The following is a 25,586-nucleotide window of genomic DNA, read 5'->3' on the forward strand; positions in this document are numbered from 1 at the left end:
ATCGATTCAGAACTTTCGCGCGTTGTCACGCCCTAATTCACCCGATTGCCCTGCCTGAGCGGAGTCAGGGCTTTGTGTTCCCCGTTCGGCCCGGGTAACATGGGGGATGGACCGTCTCGACGCGGGGAAAAAAAAGAACAGGGAGGGCACGATTGGCCACGCGCCTGCTGATCGCCGAGGACGAGGCAAGCATTCTGGAATCGCTTGTCTTCATACTCGGACGCGAGGGCTACGACATCGTCACCGCGCGGGATGGCGAGGGGGCCTTGCAACAGTTGAAGGCCGACGAGGCCGTGCGGTTGCTCATCCTGGATGTCATGCTGCCGCGTGTGAACGGGTTCGAGGTGCTGCGGACCGTGCGCGGCGACGCGGCGCTGGCCCACCTGCGCGTGCTGATGCTGACCGCCAAGGGGCAGGCGCGCGACCGCCAGATGGCCGACCAGATGGGCGCCGATGCCTTTGTCGCCAAGCCGTTCTCGAACCAGGACGTCGTGCGTGAGGTGCGGCGTTTGGTCGCGCCGTGACCGACCGGCCCGAACGGACGGAAAGCCCGTGGGCGGCGGGGACACCGCGCCGCTGGCGCGACCTTGCGATGATCCTGCCGGCGTTCGGGCTCGTGTTGTTCATGCCACCGGTGATCGGGCTGTTCGTGTCCGAATACGCCCTCTTCGGGGTGCCGTCGATCGTGGTGTACGTGTTCGGTGCGTGGGCGGCCCTGATCGCCGTCGCCGCCCTGATCAATCGCCGGCTGTCGGCACCGGCGCGGTCGCGGGCTGACGACGAGCGCCCGCCATGACGCGCACCGTTGAATTCGCGCTGGGCGCGTCCCTGGCCTATGTCGTGGTGTTGTTCGCCGTGGCCTACATCGGCGACCGCCGCGCGCGGCAGGGCCACGTGGGGTGGCTGCAGTCCTCGGTTGTCTACACCCTGTCGATCTCCATTTACTGCACGTCCTGGACGTTCTACGGCGCCGTCGGCTCGGCGGTCCGCAATGGGCTGGAGTTCGCCACCATCTACCTGGGGCCGACGCTGGTGTTCGTGGGGTGGTGGCTGCTGTTGCGCAAGCTGGTGCGGATCGGCCGGACGCAGCGGATCACCTCGATCGCCGACTTGATCTCCTCGCGGTTCGGCAAGAGCGAGGTCCTGGGCGCGCTGGTCACCATCATCGCCGTGGCGGCGGTGACCCCCTACATCGCGCTGCAATTGAAGGCGGTCACCACGAGCTACCAGGTGGTCGCCGGCCTGCCGCTGGATCAGACCGATTTCCGGGCGGGGTTCTGGCTCGCCGTCTGCATGGCCGTGTTCACGATCCTGTTCGGCACCCGCAACGTCGATGCCAACGAACGCCATCACGGCGTGGTCGCGGCCATCGCGCTGGAGGCGCTGGTCAAGCTGTGCGCCCTGGTCGCGGTCGGCGTGTTCGTGGTGTTCGGGCTGTTCGACGGGCCGGGCGACCTGTTCGCGCACGCGCCGCCGGGCTACCTGCACACAGAGGACATCTTCGGTCCGCGCTGGGTGACGCTGGTGGTTCTGTCGGCGGCGGCGATCGTCTGCCTGCCGCGCCAGTTCCAGGTGATCGTGGTCGAGAACGTCAACGAACGCCACCTGTCCACGGCCTCGTGGCTGTTTCCGGCCTACCTGTTCGTCAGTTGCCTGTTCATCCTGCCCATCGCCGTCAGCGGCATGACGGTGATGCCCGCCGACTCCGACCCGGACATGTTCGTCCTGACCATCCCGTTGATGGCCGGGAAGGAGGGTCTCGCGCTGTTGGCCTTCCTGGGTGGATTTTCCTCGGCCACGTCGATGATCATCGTCTCCTCCATTGCCGTGTCGACGATGGTCTCGAACCATATCGTCGCGCCGCTGGCGCTGCGGCTGTCCCACGGCCGGGTGCGGGTCAGCGGCGATGTGCGCAGCCTGTTGCTGGTGACGCGGCGGATTGTGATCGCGGCGATCATCCTGTTCGGGTTCCTGTATTTCCGGGTCAGCGGGCAGTCGGACGCGCTGGCTTCGATCGGCCTGATCGCCTTCGTCGGCGTGGCCCAGGTTCTGCCCAGCCTGATCGGCGGCCTGTTCTGGCCGCTGGCCAACCGGCGCGGGGCGCTGTGGGGGCTGTGCGCGGGGTTTGTCCTGTGGATGTACACCCTGGCCTTGCCCAGCCTTGAAAGCGACTGGCCCATCACCGCGCGCATGATGGCCGAGGGACCGTTCGGCCTGGGCCTGTTGCGGCCCGAGGCTCTGTTCGGGCTGGAGGGGCTCGATCCGCTGGTTCATGCCACGTTCTGGAGCCTGTTGGCGAACGTGACGCTCTTCATCCTGGGCTCGCTGAGCCGCGATCCGCGTCCGCTGGAATGGGTGCAGGCGAGCCAGTTCGTCGATGTCTTCAGGGGCGGGGGCAAGGTGGCGACCGGGGAGGGCGCGCGCATCCGGCGCACGGCCACCAGCGAGGAACTGTTCATTCTGGCCCAGCGGATCCTCGGCGCGGAACAGGCCCAGGACTTCTTTGACGCGACGGCCCGGCGGCAGGGGGTGAACCAGGGCCTGCCGATGCCGACCGAAGACCTGATGGCCGACCTGGAACGCCGTCTGGCCGGCAGCGTCGGCGGCGCGTCGGCCCGGGCGATGATGGCCCAGGTGGCGGGCGGCGAGGTGGTGAGCATCGACGAACTGGTCAACATCGCCGACGAGACCGCGCGCATCATGCGCTACAGCCAAGCGTTGGAACGCAAATCGGCGGAACTGGAAACGACGGCGCGGCAGTTGCGCGAGGCCAACGAACGCCTGCGCGAGATCGACCGGCAGAAGGACGACTTCCTCGGCCAGGTGAGCCACGAGGTGCGCACGCCGATGACGGCGATCCGCAGCTTCTCGGAGATCCTGCGCACGTCGAACGACCTGGAGAGCGCCCAGGCGCGACGCTTCGTCACCATCATCCACGAGGAAAGCATCCGCCTGACGCGCCTTTTGGATGTCATTCTGGACCTTCGGGTGGTGGAACGGGGGGAGATCCCGATCGCGCTGGAGCCGGTGGATCCGGATGCGCTGCTGGATATCGCGGCGGAGACCTGTGAAGGATTGAGCGGTACGGCGCCTGTGCGGATCCGGCGGCTTGGCCGCGCCGGCGGCGTTCGTGTCCAGGCCGATCCCGACCGCCTGCGACAGGTGTTCATCAACCTGCTGTCCAACGCGGTGCGCCACAACGACAAGGACGTGGTCGACATCACCATCGACAGCCAGGTGACGGACGGCGTCTTTGAGGTGATGATCGCCGACAACGGACCGGGTGTTCTGGACGAACATCGCGACCGGGTGTTTTCCCTGTTTTCGGCCACGTGGACCCGTGAAGGTCAGAAGGGTGCCGGCCTGGGCCTGGCCATCAGCCGGGGAATCATGCGCCGCATGGGGGGGGACCTGACGCTATTGGACGGCGCACCGGGGCAGGGCGCGCGCTTTCGGGTCACGCTGCCGACCACCATCGAGGAACCGCCGCCGTGACCGGGGGTGTCTGGGTCACGCCGTTCGCGAAGCTTTCTTGACAGCGCCCCCCGGGGCGAGGAGAAGGGCCTATGGGCCGTAGGGTTTCGTGGGACGGTTTCGGACATGGCCGACCGGCGCGGCCTGCGGCGCAAGATTCGTGCCTTTGGGGGAGACTGCAGGATGGTTCGGGACGTAAAAGGCGTCGGCGCGGTGGCGCTGGCGCTGTCGATGGTGGTGAGCGCGCCGGCGCTGGCCAAGGAAGGGGGAGACCAGTATCCGCACGGCGGCGAAGGCTTCATGGCTGGGGCCGTGCCGCCGCCGGGGTTCTATCTGCTGGGATACGGCGTCGACTACCGGGGCGAGCTGGTGGACGCCGACGGCGACGAGGTGGCCTTCCCGGGCCAGGACCCGATCTCGCTGCGGGTCGACGGCATCGCCGCGCGGGCCATCTACACCAGCCCCTATCAGATCCTGGGCGGATACTGGGGCGCGCACCTGATCGTTCCGTTCTTCGACATCGAAGTGGACGCGGGCGTCATGTCGCAGCGCAAAAGCGGCATCGGCGACATCACCTTCAGCCCGTTCATCCTGTCGTGGCACTGGCCCGAGTGGCATCTGGCCACGGCCGTGGACATCTACGCGCCGACAGGCCGCTACAAGGCCGGTGACCTCGCCAACATCGGCGCCAATTACTGGAGCTTCGAGCCCCTGGTGGCGGTGACCTACCGCAACGCGGACGGCTGGGAAGCCTCCGGCAAGTTCATGTACAACATCAAGACCGAAAACCCGGACACCGACTATCAGTCCGGTGACGAGTTCCACATGGACTACACCCTGGCCAAGAACTTCGACAATTGGGCCGTCGGTGTGGGTGGCTACTTCGTCCACCAGATCCAGCGCGACGAGGTCAACGGCGTCGAGGTCGCGGATAGCATCCGCAAGTCGTTCGCCATCGGGCCGCAGGTCAAGTACGACTACGAGAACATGAGCTTCATCGCCAAGTGGCAGCACGAGGTCTACAGCCGCAACACGTTTGACGGCAACCGGATCAACCTGAAGTTCATCTACGCGTTCTGAGGCGCGTTTTGGGCAGGGCGTCGCGGCCCGCTGTCCGGCACAAGGCCTTCGCGGTTGGGCGTTTCGATGTCGCCGATGGTCTCGTGGCTCAGAAATCCGTAGGGTGCGTCTGCGCCGCAGGCGCGACGCACCACCGCGCGGCCGACCGGTGCGTCGGCCGCCGCATTCGCGACGGCCAGACGCACCCTACCCACTGAGGCGCGTTTCGGGCAGGGCGTCCCGGCCGCTGTCCGGCACAAGGCCGTCGCGGTTGGGCATTTCGATCTCGCCGATGGTCTCGTGGCTCAGGAATCCGTAGGGTGCGTCTGCGCCGCAGGCGCGACGCACCACCGCGCGACCGACCGGTGCGTCGGCCGCCGCATTCGCGACGGCCAGACGCACCCTACAAACGGCCGGTCGTTTTTCCGTGCCCCGCTAATCGATACTGATCGCCGCCGTTTCGCCGTCGTCGTCCGGGGTCACGTCGATAATGCGCGCCCGGCCCACCACTTCGGTCGCTACGTCGCACTCGCTCATGCAGACTGTCTCCGGCTGGGCGTCCGGGCGGCTGTCCGGGATGAACCCATCGTGGTTCGGCATCTCGATGTCGCCGATATTTTCGTGGCTCAGCACGAAGTCGTAATCGTCGACGACGAAGTTGATGTAGAGCAGGAAAGCCGTCAGGGCGTACGTCTGATCGTCGGTCAGCGTCTGCGCCTGTCCGAACGGCATGGCCCGGTGGATGTAGTCGAACAGCGTCGAGGCATAGGGCCAGTAGCTGCCCGGCGTCTTCACCGGGTCGTGGCTGGCCAGGGTGTCCTCGCCGCCGAACAGGACGGGATAGCGGTCCCGGCCCTCGCCGAACTCGCCGTGGCAGGACGCGCACTGCACCATGTAGATCTCTTCGCCCTCGGCCGCCGTGCCCTGGCCGACCGGGGCATCGGCGCCGTCGGGACGCAGGTCGATGTCCCAGGCGGCGATTTCCTCCGGCGTCGCCGGGCGGCCCAGGTCGTACGGCTTGCCGGCCTCCAGCTCGAAAGCAAAGGCGGCGGATCCCAGGGCCAGCGTCACCACGCCGGCGGTGATGCCCCGGGTGAGGGTCCTAGCCAAGACGGACATTTTCCACCTCCCCGGTCTTGTTCACCAGCCACGTTTGGATCGAGTTGTTGTGGTAGATCGAGTTGACGCCGCGCACCTCCTGCAGCGCCTGCATGGTCGGCTGCACGTACCCGGTCTCATCAACGGTGCGGCTTTGCAGCAGAACCTCCTCGCCGTTCCACTCGAACTCGGCGTTGAAGCAGGTCAGGCACTTGGGCAGGACCGGATCGGCCAGCCGCGCCTGCATCCAGTTGCGGCCGCCGTCGGTGCTGACGTGCACCTCCTTGATGCGGCCGCGTCCGGACCAGGCCAGGCCCTTGATCTGGTTGATGCCCTTGTGCAGCACGGGCTTTTCCGGGCAAGGGCCGGTGATCACCGACTTGGCGTCCATCTCCCAGGTGAAGAAGCGCGCCTTGCCGTTCTCCAGCAGGTCGGTGTACTTCGACGTTTCCTCGCGCGTGTGCCAGGGCTTGTCGCCGACCTCGATGCGGCGAATCCACTTCACCCACATGTTGCCTTCCCAGCCCGGCAGCACGAGGCGCAGCGGATAGCCGTTCTCTGGCCGCAGCATCTCGCCGTTCATGGCATAGGCCAGGATGGCGTCGTCCAGCGCCTTTTCGATCGGCACAGAGCGGTGCATTCCGGCGGAATCCCCACCCTCGGCCATCAGCCACGTGCCGTTCGGCTTGACGCCGACCTGATCGAGGATCACACGCAGCGGCACGCCGGTGTATTGCACGCAGTGGATCATGCCGTGCGTGTACTGCACGCCGTTGAGCTGGGCGCCGCGCCATTCCATGCCGGTGTTGGCGGCGCATTCCAGGAAGTGGAACCGGCTGACCGACGGGAACCGGAGAATGTCCTCGATGGTGAAGACCTTCGGCGTGTCCACCAGGCCATTGATCATCAGCCGGAAGTCGACTGGGTTGACCTCGGCCGTGCCGCCGTGATGGCGCTCGAAGCACAGCCCATTGGGTGTCACGAATCCGTACAGGTCCTGGATCGGCGTGAAGTTGACCGACGATTCGGTGGTCGCCGTCAACCACTCGACATTGCGGCGGACCACGTGGGCCTCGTAAGGCGAGGGCGACCCATAGGGGTGCGCCGCCACGCCGTCGCCCAGGTACTGGTTCCACCACGGCACGTTCGGCGGCAGGGTGGCCGGATCGGCCTCGGCGCCGGCCGTCATCGGTGTGGCGCCGGCCCGGCCGGCCATGCCGCCGGCCACCGCCGCGCCGGCCACGCCCAGGCCCGTCTTCAGGCCCGTCTTCAGGAACGCCCGCCGCCCGGTTGATGAAGGCTGCGCGCCCGTACGCGCGCGAGCGCCTCCGTCCGGCGCTTCGTTGCTCCGGTCCATCCGTATCCTCCCCAGGTTTGTTCTTGTCTGGTCGCACCCGTCCGGGGGCGAAATATTAGATGATCCTAACCAACTGCCGTGGTGTTGCAAGACATAATCCGAACGCGAACCGGCCGTGCGCGGCGGCGGCGGGGGGCGGGGGGCACATCTCTGGCATCGGGCGCGTCATTGTCGCTGGCGCATCGGTGCAAGTGCGATATGATCAAACCCTAATTCAACACCAAGATGCCGGGCCGACCGCGGACCCGGCACCACAACACAGACCAGGGAGGACCGTACCCATGACCCACACACGCACCATCGTGCCCCAGTGGACGCTTGGCCTTGCCGGCGGCGTTCTGTTGGGTCTGATGCTGGCGGGGCCCGCGAACGCCGACGAGGTGACCCTGGACTACGGGGGCCTGACCCTGAACGCCGAACACACGGTTCCGGACGGCAACGGGGCGGCCGATCCGACGGTTGTCCTGGTTCATGGCACGCTTGCCCACAACCGGATGGAAACGATCGAGTCGATCCAGCAGGCGTTGGCCGAACGGGCGATCAATTCCCTGGCCATCAATCTCAGCCTTGGCATCGACAACCGCCACGGCAGCTATGACTGCGCGCAGACGCACCGCCACAAGCATACCGACGCTGTGGGCGAAATCGGTGCCTGGGTGGGATGGCTGAAAAACCAGGGTGTGTCGAATGTTACCCTGCTCGGGCACTCGCGGGGCGGCAACCAGGTGGCTTGGTATGCCGCCGAGCACGACGACCCGGCGGTGACGGGCGTGGTCCTGGTGGCGCCGGCTCTGTGGAACGCCGAAGCCTTCGCCGAACAGTACGAAGCGTCCACGGGCACGCCCCTGGCCGAGGTGCTGGAAACGGCGGCCGACAAGGAGCCCGACGCACTGATGACGCTGGACCGGTTCCTGTATTGCGATGATGCCGAGGTCGCGGTCGGAACGGTGCTCGATTACTACGGTGACGATCCGCGCCGCGATACCCCGACGCTGCTGTCGGACATCGAAGAACCGACGGTCGTGGTGGTCGGCACGGCCGACGATGTGGTCCCGGGGCTGGTCGGCAGCATGAGCCAAATGGCTGGAGACAACGTCATGGTGACCGTCGTTCAGGGGGCCACGCACTACTTCCGCGATCTGTACGTGGAGGACATCGCCGACGCCGTCGAGTCCGTCATGGAGAACTGAGACCCATGACCGCACACGTTTTTGCCAAGGGTCTGGCCCTGCTCGGGACGCTGGTCGTCCTGGCGGGGCCGGCCGCCCATGCCGGTGAGACCGAGCTGGCCGACCCGCCGCCCGGGTTCGACACTCCGCGCCGGATCATCCTGCAACTGACCACCGACGACGAACGGCAGGCCAACAGCATCCTGTGGAACGCCATCAACCTGCAGAAGTTCTACGGTATCGACAACGTGGAACTGGCCATCGTCGCCTACGGGCGCGGCATGGACATGCTCTATGCCGACAGCCCGGTGGCCGACCGCATCGCCAGCCAGCTCAAGTACGGCATCGAGTACGTGGCCTGCGGCAACACCATGGAGACCACCGGCCACGCACCCGACGACCTGGTGCCGGGCGTCGACTGGGTGCAGGCGGGCATTGCCGAAATCGTGGAACGCCAACTCAAGGGCTGGGTGACGATCGCGCCGTGAGGGCGGAAGCGGCCGGGAACCGCCGAGGCGGGCGGGCCATTGCGTGCGCTCGCCTGGCCCACCTGACAGTGCGACCCCTATCCATCCAGCCGAACGATCACGTCGACGCTCTTGATCGTGGTCCCTTCCGGCGCCGACGGCACGCGGCAGAGCTCGATCTCATCGCCCGGGATGTCGCTCAATTGGCCGTGGCGCTCGTGGAAAAAGTGGTGATGGGCGCTGGTGTTGGTGTCGAAGTAGGAACGGCCGGCCTCGACCACGATCTCACGCAGAAGGCCAGCCTCGGTGAACTGGTGCAGCGTGTTGTAGACGGTGGCCAGGGACACGCCGACACCGGACGCCATCACCTCGGTGTGCAGCATTTCCGCCGTCACGTGCCGGTCGCCATTGTCGAACAGCAGCCGGGCCAGAGCCAGCCGCTGGCGGGTGGGGCGAAGCCCGGCATCGCGCACACGGTCGATCGCGGCGGGATGATGTCTCATGGTCGCGCTCCAATCCAGTGACGGGTCCGATCCCGAACCCGGATCGACGATCCGGACGCACCGACCGCCGCCCGTGGAGTCGTCAATCGCCGGTCGTGATCCGATCCACCAACTCGCGCACCGTCGGGATGCGGCCATTGGCGAAGAACGGGTCCGTTGCGAACCGATACGCATTGTGACCGGCAAACATTAAATTATTCTCGATATCACCATCATGCGCGATGGACTGCAAGGTTTTCTGTATGCAGAACGACCGAGGATCGGCGCGCCGGCCCGTGCTACCGCTCTCCGCCTGCGACCAATTGGAGAATGCGCAGGCCGACAGGCACCCCATGCAGTCGACCTGATCGCGCAGGATTTCCTTGGCTTTGTCCGGCGTGACGTAGATCAGCGTCTCGTCCGGGGTGCGCAATGCTTCGGTATGGCCGTCGGCCATCCAACTGCGGACCTTCTCCAGGGCGCTTTCGGGCACGAACACCTGGCGGCCCCGGGCACCGACGGCCAAGGCGGCGTTGTGCGTTTCGTCGGGTTCGCGCGCGTAGGGGACCTGGCGCTCGCTGCGCTCCTCCAGTTCGTGCAGAAAGGCGTTGCGAACAGCTGAAGAGTAGAACCCGGTGGGACTGAACCGGTGCAACAGGACATCGCCCTTGGCGAGTCGCAGCAGCCGCTGTTTCCACGACTCCGGAATTGGGCTCTCGCGCGTCAGCAAGGGACGGGTGCCGAACTGGAAGGCGATCGGTCCCAGTTCCTCGTTGTCGATCCAGTCGGACCACTCCCGCAGGTACCACACACCGCCGGCCATGAAGATCGGCACTTCGGGCGAGCCGGCCTCGCGCATACTCTTGCGCAACGCGGCGACGCGCGGATAGGGATCCTGTGGGGTCCGGGGATCCTCGTTGTTGGACAGGCCGTTGTGGCCGCCAGCGAGCCAGGGGTCCTCGTAGACCACGCCGCCCAGCCAATCCGCGTACTTGCGATAGGAGCGTTTCCACAGTGCGGTGAAAGCGCGGGCCGACGAGACGATCGGGTAGTAATGCACGCGAAACCGCTCGGCGATCTCGGCCAGGCGATAGGGCATTCCGGCGCCGCAGGTGATGCCGTGGATCAGGCCCCGGGCGCCCTCCAGAACCCCCTGCAGCACGCGTTCCGCGCCGCCCATCTCCCACAGGACGTTGACGTGCAGGCGGCCGCGTCCGCCGGCCATATCGTGGGCGATGCGCGCCTGGGCGATGCCGCCGCGAATACCGTACGCCACCAACTCCTCGTGACGCTCACGGCGGGTTGTTCCCTTGTAGATCTGGCGGATGAGGTTGCCGGTCTCGTCGTAGCTGTCGGCGTTGACCCCCGAAAAGGTCCCGACGCCACCGGCCGCGGCCCAGGCCCCGGCGCTCATGCCGTTGGACACGGCGACACCCTTGCCGCCTTCCACCAGCGGCAGCACCTCCTGACCGGAAATCAGGAGCGGATTGAGAGGCTTCACTGCGAGTCCTTTCGCCTTCTCCAAAAAAAAAACGCCGGTGAGCGCCCCATGCGTGACCAGACGCCACCGGATCGGACACGACCCCACAGGCGGGGCCGCGACATCGGACCGACCGGGCATCAAGCAAACATCGCGGGGGATGATCTGCCCGGACCTGCCGCATCGTGCGGGGCGATGCCGGGCTTGGCCTCGGCGCCAGGCGGTGGCGTGGGTCCCGTCCCGCTCTCAGGCGCCGGCCAGCGGCAGCAAGGCTTCCGGTCGGTCGGTCATGATCGAGTCGACCCCCCAGTCCCACAGGTTGGCGGCGCGACCCGGATCATTCACTGTATAAACCATGACCCGATAGCCCGCGTCCAGCACCTCCGCCGCCCCGCGCGCGTTCAGAAGCGCCGCGTCGCAATGGACCGACCAGGCATCGACCGCCGCCGCCATGTCCGACCAGCCGTCGATCAATGCGCCCAGCAACAGACCGCGCGGCCACTGCGGCGTCAGGTCGCGGGCCACCGCGAGGCTCTCCGGCGCGAAGCTGGACACCAGCAGGGGCGGGGCCGTCTCCGGCCAAAGCCCACGGGCGACCTCCAGGCTGATGGCCGCCACGTCGGCCTCCCGCCCAGGGTCCGGCTTCAGTTCGATGTTGGCGCCCATGTCCATCTCCGCAAGGAGATCCAGCACCTCTTCCAGCGTCGGCACCAGTTCTCCGGCGAAGGCGGGATCGAACCACTCGCCGGCGTCCAGCTCCCCCAGGGCCGCGAGGGGGGTGTCGGCCAGGGCGCCGCTGCCGTCGGTGGTGCGCTCCAGGCGGTCGTCGTGGAACACCACGGGCCGGTCGTCCGCCGTCAGCCGCACGTCGAACTCGACCCAGCGGGCGCCGAGTTCGTGGGCGCGGCGGAACGCGGCCAGGGTGTTCTCCGGCGCCGAGGCCGAGGCGCCGCGATGGGCGATGACCCGGGCGGGGGCGGGCGGCCCTGGTGGCATGGTCGTGACGGTCATGAAACTCCTCGCGGTCGGGCGATGCGGCGCCCCAGGGATCACGCCCGGCCCCGGCAGGTCAAGACAGCGCGTCCTCGACGAAATCCAGCCGGTCCTGGCCCCAGAACGGTTCGCCGTCGACAACGTAGGTGGGCACGCCGAAGGCCCCGGCGCCCAGGGCGGCGTCCGTGTTGGCCTGGCGCTGTGCCTCCCATTGCTCGGCACGGTCATCGGCCCGGGTCAGCAGGGCGTCGGCGTCGTGTCCCGCAGCGCGGACGGCTGCGGCGACCTCGGCGCGCTGGCCCAGATCGCGGTTGTCCACCCACAGGGCACCGCCCAGCGCCGTGGCCAGCCCCAGGGCATCGCCGCCATTGGCCTTGAGGGCCAGCACGCACGCCGCCGCCAGGCGTTCGTCGCACGGAAAAGCGTCCGGGTGCGAGCGGATGGTGGTCCCCAGCCGCCGGCTCCAGCGTTGAATCTCCCACAGGCGGTAGTCCTGCCGCGCCTTGGGCCGTTGGCTGAGCGGCTGGCCGCCGCTTTCCTTGAACAGCCGCATGACGTCCAGCGGACGCACATCGACGGTGGCGCCCTGCCGGTCGGCGAGGGCGGCCAAGCGAGCACCGCCGAGGAAACTCCATGGGGAGTTCAGCGACAGGTAGTACGTGACGGTCTTGGACATGCGGCCTCCGGCGTTCCGAATGATTTGCGTTCTAATCAGCCTAAACCATGCGGCCTAGTTTGGACAGGATCGGCGTGGAGCCGTCGTTGCCGTCGTGGCCGCTGTCGCGTATATCCCGGCGCATGACTCTGCCCGCCGCGCCGCATCCGCTCATCCTGGCTCTGATCGCCGCCGTGCTGTCCGCCGGGACCGTCCGGCTGGTCGAAGGCTGGCTGCGCGCCCGGGCGATGCTGGATCACCCCAACGCGCGGTCCAGTCACAGCGTTCCCACACCGCGCGGCGGTGGCCTGGGGGTGCTGGCCGTGGCCCTGCCGCTGCTGGCGTGGGACGCGGCAACGCGGCCGCTGGCGGACGGCGGTGGCACGCCCTGGGCGCTGGTCGTGGGCACGGTGACTCTGGCCGTCGTGTCGTGGTGGGACGATCTGCGCGGGCTGTCGGCGCGGACGCGTCTGGCGGCGCACCTGCTGGCCTGTTTCGGTGCCCTGGTCGTCCTGCCGCTGCCCGGGCCTGTGTTCCAGGGCTGGCTGCCACCCGCCCTGGATCTCGTCGTGGCGGCCGTGGCCTGGGCCTGGTTCGTCAATCTGTTCAACTTCATGGACGGCATCGACGGCATTTCCGGGGTCGAGGTGATCGGGCTGGGCGCGGCGTTGGCCCTGCTGCACGCCGTCGCCGGCGTGCCGGTGCCGGTGGGCGCGGCCTGGGTGCTGGTCGGCGCCATGGCCGGGTTCCTGGTGTGGAACTGGCATCCGGCGCGCATCTTCCTGGGCGACGTCGGCAGCGTGCCGCTCGGCTACCTGCTGGGCGGGCTGTTGATCATCCTGGCCAGCCTGGGACACTGGGCGCCGGCCCTGATCGCGCCCGCCTACTACCTCGCCGACGCCACCCTGACTCTGGGTCTGCGGGCGCTGAGGGGCCGTCCGCTGGTGCAGGCGCACCGCGAGCACGCCTATCAGCGCGCCGTGCAGGCGGGCCTGTCGCACGCCCGGGTCAGCGGCGCCATCGCGGCGCTGAACACGGCGCTGGCCGGGCTGGCGCTGTGGGCAGCGATGGACGCCCCATGGGGGCCGCTGGCGCTGGCGGCGGCACTGACGGGCGGCCTGCTGTGGGTTTTCCACCGTCGGGCTCAATGGTTGGCGCCCGAGGGGTGAGTCCGCGCATCTTCACTTGCCGTCGCCGGCCAAGGTTTCCAAGGTAAACTCGAGCCAGCGGGCGACCCCGGCACGGCCCGCCCGCCGAAAACACCAGTGAGAGGACCGACCCATGACCGACAGTCCCCGATTCGCTGTCCTGCTGTCCGGCTGCGGCGTGTACGACGGCGCCGAGGTCACCGAGAGCGTGCTGACCCTGCTGGCCATCGACCGGCGTGGCGCCAGCTACCAGTGCTTCGCGCCCGACGTGCCGCAGATGCACGTCATCGACCACCGCACCGGCCAGCCCACCGACGAGACCCGCAATGTCCTGACCGAGGCCGCCCGCATCCCGCGCGGCGCCATCAAGGACATCACCGCGTTTGACCCGGCGGACTTTGACGCCCTGATCCTGCCGGGCGGATTCGGCGCCGCCAAGAACCTGTGCACGTTCGCCGTCGATGGCCCGGACTGCACTGTGCTGCCCGCCGTGGAGACCGCGCTCAAGGCCGCCCACGGCGCCGGCCTGCCCATCGGCGCGCTGTGCATCGCACCGGCGGTGATCGCCCGCGTGTTCGGCGGCGTGACCCTGACCATCGGCTCCGATCCCGGCACCGCCGAGGCGCTCACCAAGATGAGGGCCAACCACCAGGCTACCACCCACGGCGAAGTGGTGGTGGACCCCGCGCTCAAGATCGTCACCTCGCCCTGCTACATGCTGGATGCCACGGTCAGTCAGATCGCCGAGGGCACCGACAACGCGGTCGAGTCGCTGATGGAGATGATCCGCGAAAAACAGCGCTGAGCGGTTGGAGTGACGGCCCCGGCAATGCCCGGCCTGGGCAGTGCCGTCGTCCGCGCGGCACTATCCCATGGTGCCGACGATCTCCACCGCCTCGGCCAGTCCGACGCGCTCGATGGACACACCGTCCGGGAAGGCGCCGGCCAGCCGCGACGGCATCATCGGGTCGAGCAGCACGAACGCGCCCCGGTCGTCGGCGCGGCGGACCAGACGGCCGAACGCCTGCTTCAGGCGCAGGCGGGTGATCATGTCGTCATAGGCGCGGTCGCCGAAGTGGGCCCGCCGCGCCTTGTGCAGGATGTCCGGGCGCGGCCACGGCACGCGGTCGAACACGATCAGCCGCAACGAGCGCCCCGGCACGTCCACGCCGTCGCGCATGGCATCGGTGCCCAGCAGGCAGGCGTTCTCCTCCGCCCGGAACATGTCCACCAGCGTCGCCGGGTCGATGCCATCCACATGCTGGGCGAACAGCGGCAGGTCGGCGGCCTCCATGTCGGCGGCGATGTGCCGGTGCACGGCTCGCAGCCGGCCGATGGCGGTGAACAGCCCGAGCGCGCCGCCCCGCGCGGCGAGGAACAGTTCGCGGTACGCCGCCGCCACCCGGTCCAGGGTGTCCTTGCGCACATCGGTGACCACCAGCACCCGCGTCTGCGTCGGGTAGTCGAAGGGCGAGGGCACGGCGGCGCGCACGGCGTGGGGCAGGTGGACGGCGCCGGTGCGGCGCTCGGCGGCGTGCCAGTCGGCCTCCGCATCGCCCGAGCCGTCGCGCAACGTGGCCGATGTGACGACGAAGCCGTGCGCGCGGCTGGCCACCGCCTCGGCGAACGGCACGGTCGGATCCACCCAGTGGCGGTGCAGGCCGACGTCCAGGTCGCGGCCGTAGGCGCGCTCGATCCCCAGCCAGTCGACGAACTCCGGCTGGGTCTCGGCGCCGACTGTGCGGCACATGGCCCGCCATGCCCGCACCGGCCGCAGCGCGCGCCGATCGAGGCTGCGGATCAGGCCCTCGAGGCGCTGGCGGGTGGTGGGGTCGAGTTTGGCGGCCTCGTCGTCCAGCCGCGCCTCCAGCGCCTTGATCAGATTGGAGACCGGCAGGTCCAGCCCATGCAGGGCCACATCGAGCGCCGCCGCCGCCTCCACCAGGCCCGGCAGCGGTGGGGCGACCTCGGTTTCCAGCGAATAGGGGCCATCAAGGCCACGCGCCCGGGCCTGCACCTGCTCGCGCACCAGCGACAGGAACCGTTCGGTGGGGCCGCGTCCGCCGCCCTCGCCCAGCCGCGCGTGCCAGCCGGGGCCGGGCAGCACGCGGGCGCCCTGTAGTACCTCGACCAGGGCCTCGGCGGCGCGCGGGTTCTCGCCGATCAGCTCCTCGGCGCGGGCCTTCAGGCCGCGTGCCCGCGACCGCGAGCCGTCCTCGGCCCCCAGCAGCCATCGGCGCAGATCGGCCGTCTCCGCCCCGCTCAGGTGGGCGGAAAAGGCGCTGTCGGCGGCCTCGAACAGGTGGTGGCCCTCGTCGAACACATAGCGCGTGGGCAGCACACCATCCTCCAGCCCACCCAGCGCCGCCTGCACCAGCACCAGGGCGTGGTTGGCCACCACCAGCCGCGCCCGCCTGGCCCGCCGCACGGCCTTTTCGATGTAGCAGCGGTTGTAGTGCGGGCAGGCGGCGAAGATGCACTCGCCGCGACGGTCGGCCAGGCCGACGCTCCAGCCGCGCCCCAGGATGTCCACCAGCCAGCCGGGAAAGTCGCCGCCCACCAGGTCGCCGTCGCGCGTGGCCATGGCCCAGCGCGCCATCAGGCCCAGGGGGATGGCGGCGGCCGGCTGGGTGGGCAGGCGCGAGACCGCCTCCTCCAGGTTCAGGAGGCACAGGTAGTTCTCGCGCCCCTTGCGGATGACGACGCGGCGGACCTTTTCCGTCGGGTCCGGGTACAGGCGGTCCAGTTCGCCGTCGAGCTGGCGTTGCAGGTTGCGGGTGTAGGTGGAGATCCACACCGTGCCGTCGTTCTTCTCCGCCCACACGCTGGCCGGGGCGATGTAGCCCAGGGTCTTGCCGACGCCGGTTCCGGCCTCGGCGAGCACGGCATGGGGGGCGGCGCGTTTCTCGCGGGGGGCGAAGGCGGTGGCGGCGGCACTGGCGTAGTCGGCCTGCTGCGGGCGGTCCTCGGCGGCGGGGCCGAGCAGGTCCGCGAGACGGCCGCGTGCCTCGGCGTCACTGACCGGCTGGTTGCCGGCGGGGACGTCGGGGGCGTGTTCGCTGATCTCGCCCAGGCGCTCCCAGACGCGGAAGGCGCGGACGGTGGTCGATGTGTGCGGCCCGTCGCCGTGGGCGCCCAGGGCCGCGAGCACCGGCGGCCCCCACAGCCAGCCGCCCCGCGCCATCGCGAAGGCCAGCGTGCGGGCGTCGGCCTGATCTCGGCGGATGAGGGCGGCCACTTCGTGCAGCAGCACGGCGGCGATGCGCGGCAGGGTCAGGGCCTCGGCAACGCGATCGTGCGGGGGCTCCAGCCCGACGGCCTCGGCCAGACCACCGACGGTCGGCAGCACGAACCGGGCCGGCCGGACAAAGGCGAACAGCTCCAGCAGGTCATGGGCGCGGATCGACTCCCGTCCCAGCCGCGCCGCCGTGGATGGCGCGTGACACACCAGCGGGCGCAGCTCCGCCGCGCGGCGGCCGATGGCGGCCGGCGCGCCGTCCTCCACCTCGCCGTCCGGATGCACCAGCACGGCCCGGCGTGGACTCGCCACCAGGGCGGGGACGGGGGGCACGGTGACGGACGAGGCCGGCGGCACGGCGTTCGGGGACTCGTTCATCGCCAGCGGCGGGCGCGGTTGGTCCTCACCCCGGCAGTGCCGGTAGGCCCGTCCCGTGGTCCTCGAACAGCCAGGGCAGGGCGCTGACTCCGAACAGGATGTGGTGCGAGACGGTCATGACGATGAACAGCGACAGGCCGATGAAGACGACGATGATGTCCTTGCCGACGGGCTGTTTCGGCGGCGGGTCGGGCTGGACGCGCACGAACTGACCCAGCAGGTTGAACACGCCGTAAAGCGCGAAGCTGCCGAACAGCAGGCCGGAGGCGGCGTAGGGGCTGGCCATCAGGTGCGCCGCGGCCCACAGCAACACGCCGATGGTCATCGGGTGCCAGGTCCAGCGCGCGATGTTGCACGGGATGTAGGCGGCCAGCACGAGAATGAAGGCCAGCGGCATGGCCACCAGGGGAACGTATTCGCCCCACTCCGGCATGGCGTAGCCCGGCATCCTCGGGGCGACCGAGAAGCCGTAGATGATCAGGCCCAGGCCGATCAGCGAGAGCACCGAAAAGCCGGCCTTGTAGGGCTTTTCGCCGACGCGGTCGACGATGCGCGCCCGCTGCACCGGCATGGTCGGTACGATGTGGGTCAGGAAGAACAGCAGAATGCCAATGGCCAGGATCGTCATGGTCCGTGTCCTGTGATGAACTGCGTGGGGAAAGTCGAGGCGGCCGGAGTGTAGAGCCAACCCGTCGCGCCGCTCAATCCCGAACCTGGCCCGAACCGAGCGTCGGTCGCGGCGCGGCGCTTGGTTACAACCGCCGGCGCGTCCGTTAAGCTGGACCATCCCCTGTCCTCGCGCGGAGCCCCGTCCCATGTTCAACAGTGTTCTCGTCTCCGTCGATCTGGACGCCTCGTTCGATTGGGAGAAGACCTACCCCACCGCCGTCGCGCTGGCCCACCAATGGCAGGCGCGCCTGGACGTGATGACCGTGGTGCCCGATTTCGGCATGAGCATCGTCGGCCAGTTCTTCCCGTCCGGCTATAAGCAGGAAATGGCGCACATAGTGATGGAAAAGCTGCGCGAGAAGGCTGACGCCGCGCTGCCGCCCGGGATGGCGGTCAATCACCTGGTGGGCGAGGGCAATGTGTACGAGTCCGTGCTGTCCATGGCCGAACAGCGCGAGATCGATCTGATCGTGATCGGCGCCCACCGGCCGGAGTTGCGCGACTACCTGCTGGGTCCGAACGCGGCCCGCGTGGTACGGCACGCCACCTGCTCGGTGCTGGTGGTGCGGCATCAGTGATTGCGTGGTGGTGGCGCGGACGGGCGCCGGTCGGGGACCGGTCCCGCGACAGATCAAGCCGCGTGACCGCCAAAAGCAAAGCCGGCGTCGTCCACGGCATCGGCGATGACGATGGGGTCGGCGGCGCCGATGACGGTGACGGTTCCCGTCTCAAGGTCGACGGATACGGCTTCGAGGCTCGGCACCGCTTGCCGGATGGCCAGCTCGACGGACCGGGCGCAGCCGCCGCAGGTCATGCCGGCGACGTGATAGGTGGCGCTCATGGGCGGACCTCTTTGAAGATGATGGAGGGCACTCGTGTCGAGGATGCGGTCATTCCCCGCCGTCGCGCAAGGCCCGCGCGGCCCGCTCGACCGCCTCGGCGCGCGCGGTCTGCCGCGCCGCCGCCGCCTCTCGCACGGCGGCCTCGTCGCCGGGGGCGGCCGTGTCGGGTCGTCCGGCGTCGAACGGCGGTGCCGGGGCGTATTCGATGGCCAGTTGAACGCGGCGCGCCGTATCGGCCCCGAACACCTCTGCGGCCAGCGTCAGGGCGAAGTCGATGCCGGCGGTCACGCCGCCGCCGGTGACCACCGGTCCGTCCCGCACCACCCGGGCGGGGTCGGGGATGGCGCCGAACGCCGCCAGCATCTCGCGCGACATCCAGTGGCAGGCGGCCCGCCGCCCGCGCAGCAGGCCGGCCGCGCCGAGCAGCAATGATCCGGTGCAGACGGAGGTGATGTAGCGCGCCGTGTCCGCCTTCCCGCGCAGGAACGCGAGCGTATCCGGGTCTTCCATCAGCGGTGTCACGCCGGCGCCGCCCGGTACGCAGATCACGTCCAGCGCCGGACAGTCGGCAAAGGAGACGTCGGGGATCAGCCGCAGCCCGCCACTGGCCCGCACCGGCTCGGGAGTCTTCGCGACCGTCAGCACGCGGGTGTCCGGGCAATGCGCGAACACCTCGTGCGGCCCGGTCATGTCGAGCTGCATCAGGTCGGGAAACACCAGAAAGCCCACCGTCAGGGGCATGGCCGGGGTCCTTCGATGATCAGTCCTTGGGCTCGACCCGTGTCACGTGCCCCATCTTGCGGCCCGCGCGGGCCTCGCGCTTGCCGTACAGATGGAGCTTGGCGGCCGGATCGGCCAGGATCGCGGCCCAGTCCGTGGCGGCATTGCCCAGCAGGTTGGTCATGCGGGCCGACCGGCCGATCGGGGCCGTGCTGCCCAAGGGCAGGCCGCACACGGCCCGCGCCAGTTGCTCGAACTGGTCGGTGACGGCGCCGTCGAGCGTCCAGTGCCCGGAGTTGTGCGGGCGCGGCGCCATCTCGTTGGCCCGCAGGCGGCCGTCCGGGGTGACGAACATTTCCACCGCCAGCAGGCCCACCAGGTCCAGCGCCTCGGCGGCGCGGCGCGCCAACAGGCGGGCGGCGGCGCGCTGCCCGGGCGGCAGCGGCGCCGGGGCGATCGTGGTCTTCAGGATGTGGTTTTCGTGGATGTTCTGGACTGCGTCGTAGGTCTCCATGTGGCCATCGGCGCCGCGCGCGACGATGACCGAGACCTCCATGGCGAAGTCCACGAACCCTTCCAGGATGGCGGCATCGGTGCCCAGCGAGTCCCAGGCGGCGGCCGGGTCGGTGGTGGCGTCCATCCGCGTCTGGCCCTTGCCGTCATAACCCAGGCGGGCGGTTTTCAGAACCGCCGGCGTGCCCAGATCCGCCAGGGCGGCGCGCAGGTCATCGACGCCGTGCACCGGATGCCAGGGCGCGGTGTCGATGCCGACGGTGTTGAAGAAGGCCTTCTCGCGGATGCGGTCCTGGGCGGTCTCCAACGCCAAGCGGCCGGGCCGTACCGGCAGCCGGGTCGCCAGCAGGTCGAGGGCCTCGGCGGGCACGTTCTCGAACTCCAGCGTGACGACGTCGACCTTGAAGGCGAAGGCGGCCAGGGCGGCCGGATCATCGTAGGGCGCGACGATGGCCTCGCGGACGACCCGGGCGGCCGGACTGTCCTCCGTCGGGGTCAGCACCACGCAGTCGTAGCCCAGGCGCGCCGCCGCCATCGCCGTCATGCGGCCCAACTGGCCGCCGCCGAGGATGCCGATCGTCGATCCGGGCGGAATGGTGGTCATCGGGCCGGCTCGGGGTCGTCCACGGGGACCTCGGCAACCGCCGCCGTTTGCCGCGCCCGCCACGCATCCAGCGCCTGGGCCACGGCCGGATCGCTCAGCCCGACCACCGCCGCCGCCAGCAGGGCGGCATTGATGGCGCCGGCCTTGCCGATGGCCAGGGTGCCGACCGGCACGCCGGCCGGCATCTGCACGATAGACAACAGGCTGTCGAGGCCCTTCAGGGTCTTGCTCTCGATGGGCACGCCGAACACGGGCAGCGGCGTCATGGAGGCGCACATGCCCGGCAGGTGGGCTGCCCCGCCGGCGCCGGCGATCACGGCGACCAGGCCCCGGTCCCGGGCGCTGGTGGCGTAGTCGTACAGTCGCTGCGGCGTGCGGTGGGCGGAGACGATGCGGGCCTCGAACGGCACGCCCAGCGTCTCCAGCGTTTCGGCCGTGTGGCGCAGGGTGGCCCAGTCGGACTGGCTGCCCATGATCAGGCCAACCTTGGGCGAAGGAGTTGTTGTCTTCTCGGTCATGCCGGATCGTGCCAAAACCGTGGGTGATTGCGGGAAGCCGGGGACCGTAGAGGATTTTGGTCGGGAACGGAACGGGGTTTTCGAGGCCGGACCGGTGTCGTCACGGTGTCCCGAGTGGCCAGTCGTAGACCACCCAGTCGGTCTCCTGCCCCAGGCGGCGGTAGAGCGACCGCGCCGTGGCGTTGTCCGCCTTGGTGCGCCAGTAAAGCTTCGCCCAGCCGGCCTGACGGCCGATGGCCGCGCAGGCGCTCATGAGGGCCGACCCGGCGCCGCGCCGCCGCGCCGCCTCGGCCACGAACAGGTCCTCCAGGTAGCCGACCGAGGCGATCGACCACGTGCCGGGATGCTCGACCAGGGTGGCGAAGCCGACCAGGCCCCAGCCCTCGGGACCCTGGCTGTCGGCCACCAGGCACCGGATGGCCGGCGTTTTCGGGTCGAGGCAGCGGCGCCATGTCTCGGCGGTCACCGCCTCGGGGATGTCCACGCCGTAGAAGGCGCAGTAGCCGCGCCACAGCACGCGCCAGCCGGCCTCGTCGGCGGGGCGGGCGAAGCGGACGGTCAGGGTCTGGGCGTTCGGATCCGTCATGCCGTACCGACCAGCAGCGCCCCGGGCGCCACCACGCGGGCGCGGAACGCGAGGCCCACGACGCCGTCGCTTTGGTCGGTGAGCCCCTGACGCAAGCGGGAGAGGGCAAAGGTGCGGGTCATGGGCGCGACTCCCTGACGGTGGAGGGACGGACCGGTTGACGGACCAGCCCGCCGGTGTCGGCAGTCTGCGGCCTGTGGTCGATGTCACACAAGTTTCTTGCCATCGCGATGGGCGTTTCGGGTGCAATCGCGGCCCACACCGGCGATCCGGGGCGGATGACGTACGCCCGGCGCGACCCCCCGGCGAGACAAATCGGCGATCGTTCGGATCCCGAATCCCGTTGCGGGGTTTTGCCGCATCGCGAAAGCGACTATCGTCCGGCTCCACTTCAACCCGAGTCCCGAAGGATGCGAAGCCCGTCATGGACCTGAACAAAATTCCCATCGGCCAGAACCCGCCCGAGGACGTCAATGTCATCATCGAGGTCCCGCTGCGCGGCGAGCCCGTGAAGTACGAGGTCGACAAGGCGTCGGGCGCCATGTACGTGGACCGGTTTCTGCACACCGCCATGCACTACCCGGTCAACTACGGCTTCATCCCGCACACCCTGTCGGACGACGGCGATCCGGTGGACGTGATGGTCATCGGCCGCTTGGCCGTGGCCGTGGGTGCCGTCATGCGGGTGCGCCCGATCGGTGTGATGAAGATGCAGGACGAGGCCGGCATGGACGAGAAGATCCTGGCCGTGCCTCACACCAAGTTGCATCCCTACCACGATAACGTGCTGCACTACAAGGATATGCGGCCGACCGAACTGCACCGGATCGAGCACTTCTTCACCCACTACAAGGACCTGGAAGAAGACAAATGGACCAAGATCCTGGGCTGGGGCGACCCGAACGAGGCGTGCGAAATGATCAACAAGGCGATCGAGGCGGCGAAGGCCGACAAGGGGTGATCCGATCGATCATCAGGGCTGCCCCAATCTGCGGGCGCCACGCCTAATACCGCCCGACGCAAGGATGGACCAGTCTTACCGGCCGGCCATCACACCGCGGCTCCAGATCCCTCGGCTCGCTTCGCTCGCTCGGGATGACAGATGTGTTTGTTTCATATCATAAAATGTCATCCCGAACGCCCCGACAGGGGCGGAGGGATCTCGGGAAAAGGCAAGACAAGGGGCCGGCAGACGAGTCAAGCCATACGTCGCCCGGCACAAAGACCTCGGCGCACGCAGATGCATCATCGTCCGGCCGGTTGGTGGTCGTGCCGGACATGATCGTGCCCGGACATGACCTGCCGACCCTGCGGGGGGGACGGGCGGAGCCGTCAGCCGGTCTCGGAGCCTTCGCCATCGCCTTGATCGGACGGGGCCTTTTTGCACCGTTCCGGCGCCTCGATCGAGACGGCGTTGGGGAACATGCTCAGGAAGGGAATGCGCAGCCCATACCCGTTCACGACCACGGGCTCTTGCGGGCACTCGCGGGTCACCCGGTTCGCCACGGATTGAAGGTCCGCGGAGTCGAACTTGAAATAGGGCGGCAGGAAACCGGCATCCACGTTCTTGAAGATCAGTGTGTCGCTGGTGCCGGCATAGACCGTCTCGATCCGGTACTGGACTTCGCGACCGTCGCCGGTTGTGCCGGTGATCTGGACCTCCCACGACTTCGGCCCCCAGCGAACCCAGACGAAGGCCAAAGCCACCACGAGGACAACCGCTAGCCCGATCTTCAGCTTCTTCATAAAACTCATGCGAGAGTTTCCTGTCTTATGGGGTTTTCTTGCTGGGTCTTTGGCTTCCGACGGTTCGCATCGCCATGCAGGGGGGCAAGGGACTGTGCGCCCAATTGGACATCTGCGCGCCGATTGACCCCCGCTCCGCGTTCATCCTGATCCTTGAGCGGGCAGAAAACCATAAACAGGTGATTCACTCAAGCCGAATGACCCAGTGTCAAAGTAGGGTCATTGTGTCGAGGTGGGTCGCGGTTCGGGCCTCTCGCGACGAAACGCCGTCGGCGCCGACCTTCGGGACGGGACGAGCGCCAAATCCGTAGCCGTCGACATGGTCGTTTTTTCATGAGGACCGTAGGCGCGCATCCCAGTCCGGCCAGTCGATGTCCGTGCTGGACAGGATGTCCAGGTCTTGTGGGGTGACGCGGTCCGTGAAGATCACGAGATTGAGGCACGGCCAGCGGGCGCCGGGTGCCAGGATGCCGTCGAAGCCCAGGAAGTCGGCGGCATCACCGATGGCCTGGGTGGCCTCGTACAGCACATCGGCATAGCGGGCCGTGTCCACGCCGAGTGGGGCCAGGGCACTGAGATCCGCGAACCGGAGGGTGCGTGCCGTTCGCACCGACATCTCATGCAACACAAAGGTCAGGTGCGACGGGAACACGGGCTGGCGCGCCAGATGGAACCGCATTTCCGCCACGGCGCCCTCGGGTTCCAACGACGTGTACAGCACATCGAACGTGCCGGGATCCCAGCGGCCCGCCGACGGATGGCCCTGAAGCGGGTCCCGCCCCTCCCGCACCGCACGCCAGACCCGCCCCTCGAACGGCACCCATTCCAGGGCGTCCAGGGCATCCAGAAGGGCGAGATCCCGCGATGTCCGTCCGCCGACCATCGCCTAGAGATACGCCCCGGCGTCGAGCCGCTCGATCACCGCCAGCACCTCCTCGGTGCGGCCGGTGTTGATGAGATCAATGGCCCGATCATTGTTCAACAACGGATGCGCGGCATGGAGCCACAACCGGGTCTCGTCCGGCGTATAGAAGTCGGACAGCCGCTCGACCACATAGCGCAGATCGGCGATGACCGTTTGCGTGCGCAACGGCGGCGAGGCCTTGCCGCTGGACCAGCGCGAGACCGTCGGCGGCGAGGTGTTGACGATATTGGCGATGTCGGCGCCCTTCAGGCCGCCACGCGCGCGCAGGTCTTCGATGATGCGCGATACAGCCGTGCTCACGGCCAAGCCCTTCTCAATGGAATGCGTCTTTCGGAACGAGCATGTGCCCTTGGACGCGACCCGTCAAGGCAGAGATTGCATATTGATTTCACGTTGGTGCCGCCGTGAAATCCAGCCTTCCCTACAACCCCATCAGGCTGCTGGCGAACTCGTCGGCGCGGAAGGGCCGCAGGTCCTCGACCGCCTCGCCGATGCCGACGAAGTGGATGGGCAGGCCGAACTGCTCGGCCAGCGACAAAACGACACCGCCCTTGGCGGTGCCGTCCAGCTTGGTCACGGCCAGGCCGGTCACGCCGACCATCTCCTGGAACACCTTGACCTGCTGCACGGCGTTCTGGCCGACGGTGGCGTCGATGACCAGAAGAACCGTGTGCGGCGCGGTCTCGTCCAGCTTCTTGATGACGCGCACGACCTTCTTCAACTCGTCCATCAGCTCGGTGCGGTTCTGCAGGCGGCCGGCCGTGTCGATCAACAGCACGTCGTCGTTGCGCTCGCGCGCCTCCTGGATGGCGTCGAAGGCCAGTCCGGCGGCGTCGGCGCCGGTCTTGCGCGCCACCACCGGGCAGTCGGTGCGCTCGCCCCAGATCTTGAGCTGTTCGACGGCGGCGGCGCGGAAGGTGTCGCCGGCCGCCAGCGAAACCTGGATGTCCCAGTCGGTCAACTGACGGGCGATCTTGCCGATGGTCGTGGTCTTGCCGGAGCCGTTGACGCCGATCACCAGCACCACATGCGGCTTGGGCTGCTTCTGGATGGCCAGGGGGATGGCCACCGGTTCCAGCAGCGTGGCCAGTTCGCCGGCGAAGTGCTCGCGCACCTCCTGCTCGGTCGGGTTGGCGCCGAAGCGGGCGCGGGACAGGGACTGGATCAGGTCGTTCGCCGTCTTGACGCCCAGGTCGGCCTGGATGAGGACGTCTTCCAGGTACTCCAGCGCCTCGTCGTCCAGGCGGGCGGTGACCATGTGCTCGGTGATGCCGCGCGAGATTTTTGTCGATGACCGGGTCAGCCCCTCGCGCAGGCGGGCGAAGAAGCCGCCGCCGCCCTTTTTCTTGTCCTTGGGGGTCTCGCCCCATTCGATGTGGTGGATGTTGGGGTCGAGGGCCGGTTCCTCGGGCTCCGGCTCCTCCCGGCGCTTGCCCTTCTTGCGCGCCTTTTGTTCAGCCTCCTC

General features: G+C 68.5%; 29 protein-coding genes. 10 read left to right on the plus strand and 19 right to left on the minus strand.

From position 1 onward, the window contains the following. Positions 1 to 152: 152 nt before the first annotated feature. From Q0309_RS13615 to Q0309_RS13630, 4 genes are all read left to right on the plus strand, one after another. Entirely contained in the window at positions 153 to 524 is a 372-nt protein-coding gene (locus tag Q0309_RS13615) for a response regulator (RefSeq protein ID WP_299442077.1), read from the plus strand. Beyond that, positions 521 to 796, plus strand: a complete 276-nt coding sequence (locus Q0309_RS13620; RefSeq protein WP_299442080.1) for a hypothetical protein — start codon at positions 521 to 523, stop codon at positions 794 to 796. Before Q0309_RS13615 ends, Q0309_RS13620 begins: the two co-directional genes overlap by 4 nt. After that, positions 793 to 3,495: a sensor histidine kinase gene (locus tag Q0309_RS13625; RefSeq protein WP_299442083.1), complete on the plus strand. Its 2,703-nt coding sequence runs from the start codon at positions 793 to 795 to the stop codon at positions 3,493 to 3,495. Before Q0309_RS13620 ends, Q0309_RS13625 begins: the two co-directional genes overlap by 4 nt. Positions 3,496 to 3,657: 162 nt before the next feature. Further along, positions 3,658 to 4,554: a transporter gene (locus Q0309_RS13630; protein WP_299442086.1), complete on the plus strand. Its 897-nt coding sequence runs from the start codon at positions 3,658 to 3,660 to the stop codon at positions 4,552 to 4,554. A 186-nt stretch (positions 4,555 to 4,740) separates the two neighbouring features. On the opposite strand, the gene Q0309_RS13635 is transcribed toward Q0309_RS13630, so the two are convergent. From Q0309_RS13635 to soxC, 3 genes are read right to left on the minus strand one after another with little or no spacing between them, the layout of a single operon-like run. After that, positions 4,741 to 4,935 (minus strand): hypothetical protein, encoded by a 195-nt coding sequence (locus tag Q0309_RS13635; RefSeq protein ID WP_299442089.1) that lies wholly within the window; start codon positions 4,933 to 4,935, stop codon positions 4,741 to 4,743. 33 nt (positions 4,936 to 4,968) lie between these two features. Then, on the minus strand, positions 4,969 to 5,652 hold the full coding sequence (locus Q0309_RS13640) for a cytochrome c (RefSeq protein ID WP_299442092.1): 684 nt from the start codon (positions 5,650 to 5,652) through the stop codon (positions 4,969 to 4,971). After that, a complete protein-coding gene (gene soxC / locus Q0309_RS13645) occupies positions 5,636 to 6,988 on the minus strand; it encodes a sulfite dehydrogenase (RefSeq protein WP_299442096.1) in 1,353 nt (450 codons plus the stop codon). The genes Q0309_RS13640 and soxC overlap by 17 nt, the downstream gene beginning before the upstream one ends. 281 nt (positions 6,989 to 7,269) lie before the next feature. Here soxC and Q0309_RS13650 point away from each other — a divergent pair, with 281 nt between their 5' ends. Both Q0309_RS13650 and Q0309_RS13655 read left to right on the plus strand, forming a co-directional pair. After that, complete coding sequence (locus Q0309_RS13650; protein ID WP_299442099.1) at positions 7,270 to 8,178, plus strand: alpha/beta fold hydrolase; 909 nt, start codon at positions 7,270 to 7,272, stop codon at positions 8,176 to 8,178. A 5-nt stretch (positions 8,179 to 8,183) separates the two neighbouring features. Then, a complete protein-coding gene (locus Q0309_RS13655) occupies positions 8,184 to 8,645 on the plus strand; it encodes a DsrE family protein (protein ID WP_299442102.1) in 462 nt (153 codons plus the stop codon). A gap of 77 nt (positions 8,646 to 8,722) precedes the next feature. Here Q0309_RS13655 and irrA read toward each other — a convergent pair whose 3' ends face one another. The 4 genes from irrA to Q0309_RS13675 all read right to left on the minus strand — a co-directional run bounded on the left by irrA (position 8,723) and on the right by Q0309_RS13675 (position 12,255). Next, complete coding sequence (gene irrA / locus Q0309_RS13660) at positions 8,723 to 9,127, minus strand: iron response transcriptional regulator IrrA (protein WP_299442105.1); 405 nt, start codon at positions 9,125 to 9,127, stop codon at positions 8,723 to 8,725. A gap of 82 nt (positions 9,128 to 9,209) precedes the next feature. Then, positions 9,210 to 10,607: a nitronate monooxygenase gene (locus Q0309_RS13665; protein WP_299442108.1), complete on the minus strand. Its 1,398-nt coding sequence runs from the start codon at positions 10,605 to 10,607 to the stop codon at positions 9,210 to 9,212. 225 nt (positions 10,608 to 10,832) lie between these two features. Then, positions 10,833 to 11,597 (minus strand): glycerophosphoryl diester phosphodiesterase, encoded by a 765-nt coding sequence (locus Q0309_RS13670; protein ID WP_299442111.1) that lies wholly within the window; start codon positions 11,595 to 11,597, stop codon positions 10,833 to 10,835. A gap of 58 nt (positions 11,598 to 11,655) precedes the next feature. After that, on the minus strand, positions 11,656 to 12,255 hold the full coding sequence (locus Q0309_RS13675) for a 2-hydroxychromene-2-carboxylate isomerase (RefSeq protein ID WP_299442114.1): 600 nt from the start codon (positions 12,253 to 12,255) through the stop codon (positions 11,656 to 11,658). Between the two features lie 122 nt (positions 12,256 to 12,377). Between Q0309_RS13675 and Q0309_RS13680 the strand changes: the two genes are divergently transcribed. Continuing rightward, complete coding sequence (locus Q0309_RS13680) at positions 12,378 to 13,403, plus strand: glycosyltransferase family 4 protein (protein WP_299442117.1); 1,026 nt, start codon at positions 12,378 to 12,380, stop codon at positions 13,401 to 13,403. Between the two features lie 112 nt (positions 13,404 to 13,515). Continuing rightward, entirely contained in the window at positions 13,516 to 14,187 is a 672-nt protein-coding gene (gene elbB / locus Q0309_RS13685; RefSeq protein ID WP_299442120.1) for an isoprenoid biosynthesis glyoxalase ElbB, read from the plus strand. Between the two features lie 60 nt (positions 14,188 to 14,247). On the opposite strand, the gene Q0309_RS13690 is transcribed toward elbB, so the two are convergent. Together Q0309_RS13690 and Q0309_RS13695 are read right to left on the minus strand one after the other, a co-directional pair. Next, positions 14,248 to 16,998: an ATP-dependent DNA helicase gene (locus Q0309_RS13690; RefSeq protein ID WP_299442123.1), complete on the minus strand. Its 2,751-nt coding sequence runs from the start codon at positions 16,996 to 16,998 to the stop codon at positions 14,248 to 14,250. A gap of 25 nt (positions 16,999 to 17,023) precedes the next feature. Continuing rightward, positions 17,024 to 17,626 carry an NnrU family protein gene (locus tag Q0309_RS13695; protein WP_299442126.1) on the minus strand — a complete coding sequence of 201 codons (603 nt, stop codon included), beginning with the start codon at positions 17,624 to 17,626 and terminating at the stop codon, positions 17,024 to 17,026. Between the two features lie 187 nt (positions 17,627 to 17,813). On the opposite strand from Q0309_RS13695, the gene Q0309_RS13700 reads away from it, so the two are divergent. Beyond that, positions 17,814 to 18,245, plus strand: a complete 432-nt coding sequence (locus Q0309_RS13700) for a universal stress protein (RefSeq protein WP_299442129.1) — start codon at positions 17,814 to 17,816, stop codon at positions 18,243 to 18,245. Positions 18,246 to 18,298: 53 nt separating this feature from the next. On the opposite strand, the gene Q0309_RS13705 is transcribed toward Q0309_RS13700, so the two are convergent. The 6 genes from Q0309_RS13705 to Q0309_RS13730 all read right to left on the minus strand — a co-directional run bounded on the left by Q0309_RS13705 (position 18,299) and on the right by Q0309_RS13730 (position 21,572). Further along, entirely contained in the window at positions 18,299 to 18,508 is a 210-nt protein-coding gene (locus Q0309_RS13705; RefSeq protein ID WP_299442132.1) for a heavy metal-associated domain-containing protein, read from the minus strand. A gap of 49 nt (positions 18,509 to 18,557) precedes the next feature. Beyond that, positions 18,558 to 19,250 carry a DJ-1/PfpI family protein gene (locus Q0309_RS13710; protein WP_299442135.1) on the minus strand — a complete coding sequence of 231 codons (693 nt, stop codon included), beginning with the start codon at positions 19,248 to 19,250 and terminating at the stop codon, positions 18,558 to 18,560. Between the two features lie 19 nt (positions 19,251 to 19,269). Beyond that, a complete protein-coding gene (locus tag Q0309_RS13715; protein WP_299442138.1) occupies positions 19,270 to 20,346 on the minus strand; it encodes a 5-(carboxyamino)imidazole ribonucleotide synthase in 1,077 nt (358 codons plus the stop codon). Further along, complete coding sequence (purE, locus tag Q0309_RS13720) at positions 20,343 to 20,864, minus strand: 5-(carboxyamino)imidazole ribonucleotide mutase (RefSeq protein ID WP_299442141.1); 522 nt, start codon at positions 20,862 to 20,864, stop codon at positions 20,343 to 20,345. Before purE ends, Q0309_RS13715 begins: the two co-directional genes overlap by 4 nt. 100 nt (positions 20,865 to 20,964) lie before the next feature. After that, positions 20,965 to 21,450: a GNAT family N-acetyltransferase gene (locus Q0309_RS13725; protein WP_299442144.1), complete on the minus strand. Its 486-nt coding sequence runs from the start codon at positions 21,448 to 21,450 to the stop codon at positions 20,965 to 20,967. Next, on the minus strand, positions 21,447 to 21,572 hold the full coding sequence (locus tag Q0309_RS13730) for a hypothetical protein (RefSeq protein ID WP_299442147.1): 126 nt from the start codon (positions 21,570 to 21,572) through the stop codon (positions 21,447 to 21,449). The genes Q0309_RS13725 and Q0309_RS13730 overlap by 4 nt, the downstream gene beginning before the upstream one ends. A 302-nt stretch (positions 21,573 to 21,874) precedes the next feature. On the opposite strand from Q0309_RS13730, the gene ppa reads away from it, so the two are divergent. Then, entirely contained in the window at positions 21,875 to 22,411 is a 537-nt protein-coding gene (gene ppa / locus Q0309_RS13735; protein WP_299442150.1) for an inorganic diphosphatase, read from the plus strand. 371 nt (positions 22,412 to 22,782) lie between these two features. Here ppa and Q0309_RS13740 read toward each other — a convergent pair whose 3' ends face one another. The 4 genes from Q0309_RS13740 to ftsY all read right to left on the minus strand — a co-directional run bounded on the left by Q0309_RS13740 (position 22,783) and on the right by ftsY (position 25,496). Beyond that, complete coding sequence (locus Q0309_RS13740; protein WP_299442153.1) at positions 22,783 to 23,205, minus strand: DUF1523 family protein; 423 nt, start codon at positions 23,203 to 23,205, stop codon at positions 22,783 to 22,785. 322 nt (positions 23,206 to 23,527) lie between these two features. Continuing rightward, positions 23,528 to 24,079, minus strand: coding sequence for an RES family NAD+ phosphorylase (locus tag Q0309_RS13745; RefSeq protein WP_299442156.1), 552 nt, complete (start codon positions 24,077 to 24,079; stop codon positions 23,528 to 23,530). A gap of 3 nt (positions 24,080 to 24,082) precedes the next feature. Further along, positions 24,083 to 24,421, minus strand: coding sequence for an antitoxin Xre/MbcA/ParS toxin-binding domain-containing protein (locus Q0309_RS13750; protein WP_299442159.1), 339 nt, complete (start codon positions 24,419 to 24,421; stop codon positions 24,083 to 24,085). Positions 24,422 to 24,542: 121 nt separating this feature from the next. Beyond that, a complete protein-coding gene (ftsY, locus tag Q0309_RS13755; protein ID WP_366940626.1) occupies positions 24,543 to 25,496 on the minus strand; it encodes a signal recognition particle-docking protein FtsY in 954 nt (317 codons plus the stop codon). Positions 25,497 to 25,586: the final 90 nt, after the last annotated feature.

The organism is uncultured Rhodospira sp. (genome assembly GCF_937138205.1).
In the GTDB taxonomy this organism is placed as follows: Bacteria; Pseudomonadota; Alphaproteobacteria; order Rhodospirillales; family Rhodospirillaceae; genus Rhodospira.